General features: G+C 61.6%; 6 protein-coding genes. All 6 read right to left on the bottom strand.

The genetic code is table 11. The annotated features are described in order from the left end of the window. Positions 1–213 precede the first annotated feature (213 nt). Positions 214–1,029, bottom strand: a complete 816-nt coding sequence (locus SH809_19680) for a glycoside hydrolase family 16 protein (protein ID MDZ4701941.1) — start codon at positions 1,027–1,029, stop codon at positions 214–216. A gap of 32 nt (positions 1,030–1,061) precedes the next feature. Then, on the bottom strand, positions 1,062–1,280 hold the full coding sequence (locus SH809_19675) for a type II toxin-antitoxin system HicB family antitoxin (GenBank protein MDZ4701940.1): 219 nt from the start codon (positions 1,278–1,280) through the stop codon (positions 1,062–1,064). 3 nt (positions 1,281–1,283) lie between these two features. Further along, complete coding sequence (locus SH809_19670; GenBank protein ID MDZ4701939.1) at positions 1,284–1,499, bottom strand: type II toxin-antitoxin system HicA family toxin; 216 nt, start codon at positions 1,497–1,499, stop codon at positions 1,284–1,286. 667 nt (positions 1,500–2,166) lie between these two features. Continuing rightward, complete coding sequence (locus tag SH809_19665) at positions 2,167–3,210, bottom strand: zinc-binding dehydrogenase (protein ID MDZ4701938.1); 1,044 nt, start codon at positions 3,208–3,210, stop codon at positions 2,167–2,169. Positions 3,211–3,375: 165 nt separating this feature from the next. Continuing rightward, positions 3,376–6,027, bottom strand: a complete 2,652-nt coding sequence (locus SH809_19660; GenBank protein MDZ4701937.1) for an ABC transporter permease — start codon at positions 6,025–6,027, stop codon at positions 3,376–3,378. Positions 6,028–6,037: 10 nt separating this feature from the next. After that, positions 6,038–6,385, bottom strand: coding sequence for a PadR family transcriptional regulator (locus SH809_19655; GenBank protein ID MDZ4701936.1), 348 nt, complete (start codon positions 6,383–6,385; stop codon positions 6,038–6,040). Positions 6,386–6,649 lie beyond the last annotated feature (264 nt).

The raw sequence follows: 6,649 nt of genomic DNA, 5'->3' as shown, positions 1-6,649 counted from the left end.
TAATGCAAAACGTCATCCTGGGCCCCGACCCAGGACCCAGAACAGGGTTGCTAACCTCACTGGGTCCTGGATCAAGTCCAGGATGACGGGCTTTTTGATCTATTTAAGAAGATTTGTGCACTTAAAGCGCGCAAAATGAGCATTTCAACCCTGATGCGCATGAGTAGCGAATAGCGATGTGGTTGTAGTGACCCATCGCTATTCGCTAATCGTTTATTCGCTAATCGCTAATCCATAGATTCGAACATAGTCCACCCGCAGCTCCTGAGGGAATACCGAGTCGTCGACGCCTTGCTGACCACCCCAGGCGCCGCCGACGGCGATGTTGAGGACGAGGTGGAAGGGCTGGTCGAAGGGCCAGTCGGCCGGCCCGTTGCCTGTGTTGGTAAACGTGAAGTAGGGGGCGTCGTCGATGAAGAAGTCGATACGGTCCTCGTACCACTCGATGGCGTAGATGTGGAGCGAGTCCAGTGCGGAGGGGACGAGGCGAGCGTTGCCTTTTTGTGTCCCTGTCATGTGGTTAAACGACTGGGTATGTACAGTGCCGTGGACGTTGGTGGGGTCGAAGCCGACGTGCTCCATGATGTCGATCTCGCCGCTGTTGGGCCATCCGCCATAGGCGTTGGTGGTGGGCAGCATCCAGATCGCGGGCCAGGTGCCGCGGCCCCGGGGCAGCTGTGCGCGGACTTCGACGCGGCCGTAGGTCCAATCCCCCTTGTTTTTGGTCACCATCCGGGCCGAGCGGTACTCCTTCTCCGCGCCCGAGGCATCGAGCGAAGCCGTGATGATCAGCTGCCCGTCTTCGACACGGGCGGTTTCCGAGTTGTCGGCCAGGTAGTTCTGCAGCTCCTGGTTGCCCCAGCCGTGGTCGCCGACATCGTAGCTCCATTTGGAGGCGTCGGGCAAGCCCGGGGTGTCGAACTCGTCGCTCCAGACGAGGGTGGGGGCCTCCGGGGCAGGGTCCGATTCCGAGGCGCAGCCGCACACCGCGATAAGTACGAAGATAGGCAGGAAGGTGCGAGGAGTCATTGCGGCCACGGGTTCAGCTGATCATCAAGTAGTCACGCGGCTATCTTGACTTGCACGTAATCAACCTGGGAATGGGGCGTCGGGATGACCTCGCCACTTTCTAGCATACCTTCGATATGAAACGCAATTGCGTCTTGAATGAGTTGACGCACTTCCTCTTCCGACACTCCCACGGCTACACAGCCAGGCAAATCGGGCACATAGGCGCCATAACTGGTATCCCCCTTTTCAATGACGATGGCGTAACGCATGTGTTAATCTTCGGTTTTGAGGCCGGCTTGTTTTAGAATGCTGTTTAATGTGCCACGGGGAATATCCTCGCCGGGTTTGCCGGCAACAGTGACCGTCCCACTTTTGGTACTATGCTTGAATTGTCGATGGCTACCTTTGGTTCTAACCAGGACCCAACCGTCGGATTCAAGTAGGGAAGGATCTCTCGGACATTCATGAGAGCTCGTGGCTGAAATCAAGACCAAGTCGTTTCTTCCTGAAAAGAAACCGGTCTCCGCGGCTGGAAGCCGAGACAAACGAAATCCTTTCCTTTTTCCTGATCAAATCGAGCAAGGACGCAGACGATCTCGTCCAGTTCATCCTCCGGCTCGTCATGGATGCAGGCCAGGCACAGGCCTGGTTTCGGGACGAGATCCGGGTTTAACTCGTTGCCGTCGTCATCATAATTAAGGCATGGCCGTGGCCGGATGGATTCCGGGCGGTTGGTTGGGCGAAGCGGTGGTACCTTGTAAATGACGTGTGTAATATATGAATTCGAGAGGCCATCACTGCGACCCATACGGCGCGGAGGCAACATTTCATTTTTTAGCCGAGTGCAGTTTTTATCACTCCGGCGTTCAGCCGGCCCTTTTCTTCGCCACCACTTGCCCTACGGCGCCGTGGCCTTCGCACTCTGCCAGACTGAGCACATTGCCGATCAATCGTTTCGTACTCGTACTAAGCGAGGCGGTACTCGTACTCAAATAATCGTCACACCACTATGCGTGCAGATTACTCATTCGCCACATCGATTGCCACCCGCTCCAGATCGATCACCAGAATCGAATCGGGCGGGGTGTATCGATATAAACGGCGAATTCGAGTACGAGTACGAAGGGTCGGAGTTCGGGAGTCCTCTACTTGCGCTCAACCGGGTCTGAGCAACACCTTCCCCCGATTTCTCCGTTCCTCGAGGTATGCGTGCGCCTCGCCGGCGGCGGAGAGCGGAAACACGCGGTCGATCTCCGGCTTCAGGTGGCCCTCGGTGTACAGTACCAGCAGCCGATCGATCCAGCGGCGGACTTCTTCCGGGTGGCCCCACAGGTGGCCGGCGTTGAGGCCGAGCACGCCCTGATTGCGATCGATCAGCGCGAAAGGCAAAAACCGGCGCCACGGCACTTCGGTCATGGCCTTGAGGAACGCGAGTTTGCCGAGTTTTTTGCCGGCTTCGAGCGCCGTCGAAAACCCGAACATCACCATCCGCCCGGCCGGCGCGAGCAAGTCGAACCCACGCTGCCAGCTTTCCCCGCCGATGGGGTCGAGGATGAGATCAAACCCATGCCCGCCGGTGAGCGCTTTCGCCTGCTTCTCCCAGCCGGCCTGGCGGTAGTCGAGTGCATGGGCGTAGCCGCGTTCGGCCAGGTACGCGTGTTTGGAGGCCGACGCCGCGCCGAACAACTCGGCGCCATAATACCGCCCCAGGTCGGCCGCCGCCGTCCCCACGCCACCCGAGGCGCCCAGGACGAGCACACGGACGGGCCGGCCGATCTCCTCCGGCCGCCTAATTCCACCCATCATCACCATGGCCTGGAAGGCGGTGATGTAGTTCACCAGCAGCGCCGCGGCGTCCTCTACCGACATGCCGGCGGGGCGCGGCACGGCCTGGCCGGCAGGGAGGACGACGTGGCTGCTGTAGCCACCGAACCGGGTGAACGCCAGCACGGGCTCGCCGACGGCGCGCGTAACCCCGGCGCCGACGGCCTCGATCGTTCCCGCCACCTCGTAGCCGACCACCGTGGGCAGCGGCGGGGCATCCGGGTACATCCCGCGCCGCGCCATCACATCCGCGAAGTTGACGCCGCAGGTCTTGACGCGCACTCGTACCTCTCCCCGACCGGGCTCGGGGGTAGGGGCCTCGCGGTACTCGAAGACGTCCGGCCCGCCAACACGGGTAATCCAGGATTGGTGCATAAGTTGGTTGCAGGTTGGCAAGTTGCAGGTTGGCAAGTTCTTTTACCAAGATACTCTGCGGAAGGCAATGGATCCTGCATACGATGAGAAGCTTCTGCTCTTCCGGGCTGCACCATCGTGACTCCAGATAACCTGTCAACCTGCAACCTGCCAACCTGCAACCAACTATTCTCCCCGCAGGACCTCCGCCGGGTTGGTGGCGGCGATCTTGTAGGTCTGGGAGCCGACGGCGAGGGCGGTGGAGGCCATGACGATGCCGTAGGACAGTAGGAACGGCAACGGGGTGAGGGGCATGTGGGCGATGGGGACGGTGTCCCGAATGTTGTCGAGCAGCAAGGTGAGGCCGATGACGCACAGGGCGGTGGCAATGGCGCCGGCCAGGGCGAGTTGGGTGATGAGCCGCCGGTTGACCAGCACGGTGATGCGGGTCAACGAGGCGCCGACCACTTTGCGGATGCTGATTTCTTTCATCCGGCGCGAAATATTCTGAGAGGCCAGTCCGAATAACCCCATGCTGGCAATCAGCAGGGCCAGGCCGGCGAGGTAATTCACCGTGCGCGCCACGCCGTTGTACTGCTGGTAGGTGTCGTCGAATACCGCCGTCTGGCGAAAATGGGTGAGCGGCGTATCCGGGTACAGGCGCTTCCAGGTCGATAGCGCATAGGCCTCTACTTCCGCAATCTGGTCGCGTTTTAAGCGAAGCGTCAGATATGGGAAGGCGGCGGCATCGCTGGCGACGAGCAGGGCCGGCTGGGGCTCGACGAGGAGGAAAAAGGAGAAGTCCCGCACGACGCCCACGACGGTCAATTGTGTCGTGTCCAGCCGCACGAGCCGGCCCAGCGGAGCCTCCCATCCCATCGCCCGAACAAACCGTTCGTTCACCACCACGGATTGACCCGCTTCGCCCGCACGGGCGGAGTCGAAGAGCCGGCCTTCAACCAGTGGCAGGCCAAGGGTTTGCAGGTAGGTGGGATCGACGTCGTAGCGTAGCACCCTCAGCGTCGTTTCGTCGGGCAGGGCGAGATCGATTAGTTGGCTCGTCCGCCCGATGTGGGTCTCGGCGCCGCCGGCCGATACCACGCCGTTGTGTTGCGCCAGTTGGTCTCGGAAAGCGGGATACTGGCTGGTGTCTTCAAGTTCGAACACCAGCGTCTGAGTCGGATCGTAGCCCCAGTCCTGCCGGATGAGGTAGCGGCTGTTCATGGACACGACGACGCTGAGGATGACGGAGATAAACGCCAGCACGAACTGGAATGTGAGGAAGGCGCGGGTGAACCAGGCGTTGTCGGCCAGACGGGTCCGGCCCCGGAAGATGGCCGTGGGCTCGAACGAGGCGACATATAACGCGGGATAGCCGCCGGACGCTATTCCGACGGCCAGCAGCAGCCCCACGGCAAAGGCCCAGAAGCCCAGGTGCTCCCAGAAGGCGAGCTCGAGATTCAGGACAAACGTGGCATTAAAGACGGGCACCATCACCAGCCGCGCCAGGACAAGGCCGATCAGCAGGGCGATCAGGCAAAGCAGGACATTCTCCGTCATGAATTGGACGACCAGTTGCCGGCGATTCCCGCCGATCACTTTTCGAAGGGCGATTTCTTTGAGACGTCTCGATGCCGTTCCCAGGGAGATGTTGATGTAGTTAAAGACAGAAAGCAGCAGCATAAAGCCGGCGATGGCCACGAGCAGTGCCGTCAGGGTGGGATCGGCCGCCTCGGACATCCGCCCGCGGATCCGGTAGGCGCCGGGCGACGGGTCGGTGAAGGTATCCACCCCGAAAGAGCGGATGGGCCAGTCTGGAGCGGCGGCGTTCTGGGCGGGCACGTAACGCTGCATCTGCGCGGTGATGGCGGGGAGGTCGGTGGCGGCGCGGGCAAGCAGGAGGAGTCCGCCCACCATCTCACTCCAATCATCCCGCCGGGCGAGGCCGAGTTCGTACTGGGCGTCGAACCCCATGAGCAGGTCGAATCGGAAGCCGTTGGTGGTGGGGAACGGATGGAGCACGCCGGCCACGATGAGCGAGCGCGGCTCCCGCTGATTGAAGGTAACGTCCAGTACCTCGCCCACCGGATCGGCGTCGCCGAACAATCGCACGGCCATCGGGGCGCTCAGAATTACGGCCGACGGATCGCGGAGGGCGGCTGGACTCCCGGTTGCAAGCGGAAAAGTGACGACATCAAAAAAGGCGGGGTCGACGAAGGTGATGGCTTCGTCGAACCGGGCTTCTCCCCGGCGGATGGCGACCCCCTGACGGTTTACGCGCACAGCGTGTTCGACCTGCGGGAGATCCGCCTCCAGCGCCGGCCCGAGCGGTAGCGGCACCGATCCCCAGGTCTGGCGCTGGTCGTACCGGTTCACCTCGTGCTGGGCGAGGAGCACCCGCTCGCCGTGTTCGTGGAAGCTGTCGAGGACATACCAGGTGGTCAGGAAGACATAGACGGTGATGCAGCAGGCCAGGGCGATGGATAGGCCCAGGATGTTGATCGCGGCGGGCACGCGATCGCGCCAGAGGTTGCGGTAGGCCAGCTGGATATTACGGCGTCCTAACGCCCAGGCGACTTCGAGCTCCTCGCGGAGCCGGCCTTCGTGCCGCGCTTTGCGCCAGCGCATCTTTTCGAATTCCGGCGTCGCATCGGGCAGGCCGCCCATCTCGGCGACGGCCAGGCGGAAGGCGGTTTCGAGAGGCGTACCGCCGGCGACGAGGTCCGATACCTGGTCGCGTAGATGCCGCTCCATCTCGTCGAGATCTGCCGCGCCGAATGCCGGGGTGTACTTGAATTGATGCCGCCACGTGGCGATGACTGTTTCCAGATCGAACATAGGCGCCGCCTCAGTCGGCCAATCCAACGGTGAATTCAGGACCCCACAACTCGGCGAAGAGGGCGTGCATCGCGCGCCATTCGTTTTTGGTCACCGCCAGCGCCTCGTGGCCCCGCGGGGTGAGGCGGTAGTACTTCCGGTCCGGCCCGTTGTCCGACGCCTCCCAGAAGGCCTCGACGAGCCCGTCGGTTTCCAGTCGATGGAGGAGGGGGTAGAGCTGGCTGTTGGACCACTGGATGCGGCCCTGCGAGAGCCGGCGGGTGCGCTGGATGATTTCGTAGCCGTATTTCGGCCCCTCGGCCAGCAACGATAACATCACCGGTTCGAGGGAGGCCGCGAGGAGGCGTCTGGAGTGCATGAGGAGCTAAGTCTGTTTCGACATAGTACTAGGCCGAGTACGACATAGTGTAGTGGAGGTTGCACATCCTTGATTAGCGAGTAATGATTAGTGATTATGGCGAATCAGGAGTTGAGACGCATATTCTGGCGCTGACAGTCCACAAGTTGCCTCTTTCCCTGGTCTAAGCCGGGGGCAGGCTCCCGCGAAGGCGGGAAACGAGCGAAGCGACTTACGAAGTAATCCAGCCATTAGACTGGCATTTTTCTGGGTCCCCGCCTGCGC

This window comes from Rhodothermales bacterium, from assembly GCA_034439735.1.
Taxonomy (GTDB): Bacteria; Bacteroidota; Rhodothermia; order Rhodothermales; family JAHQVL01; genus JAWKNW01.
The sequence above is the reverse complement of the archived record's forward strand: the minus strand, read 5'-3'. Positions and strand labels throughout refer to the sequence as shown.

Excerpts from the sequence above, each read along its gene's own strand:
- SH809_19680 (MDZ4701941.1), bottom strand. The coding sequence starts at position 1,029 with ATGACTCCTCGCACCTTCCTGCCTATCTTCGTACTTATCGCGGTGTGC.
- SH809_19675 (MDZ4701940.1), bottom strand. The coding sequence starts at position 1,280 with ATGCGTTACGCCATCGTCATTGAAAAGGGGGATACCAGTTATGGCGCC.
- SH809_19665 (MDZ4701938.1), bottom strand. The coding sequence starts at position 3,210 with ATGCACCAATCCTGGATTACCCGTGTTGGCGGGCCGGACGTCTTCGAG.
- SH809_19660 (MDZ4701937.1), bottom strand. The coding sequence starts at position 6,027 with ATGTTCGATCTGGAAACAGTCATCGCCACGTGGCGGCATCAATTCAAG.
- SH809_19655 (MDZ4701936.1), bottom strand. The coding sequence starts at position 6,385 with ATGCACTCCAGACGCCTCCTCGCGGCCTCCCTCGAACCGGTGATGTTA.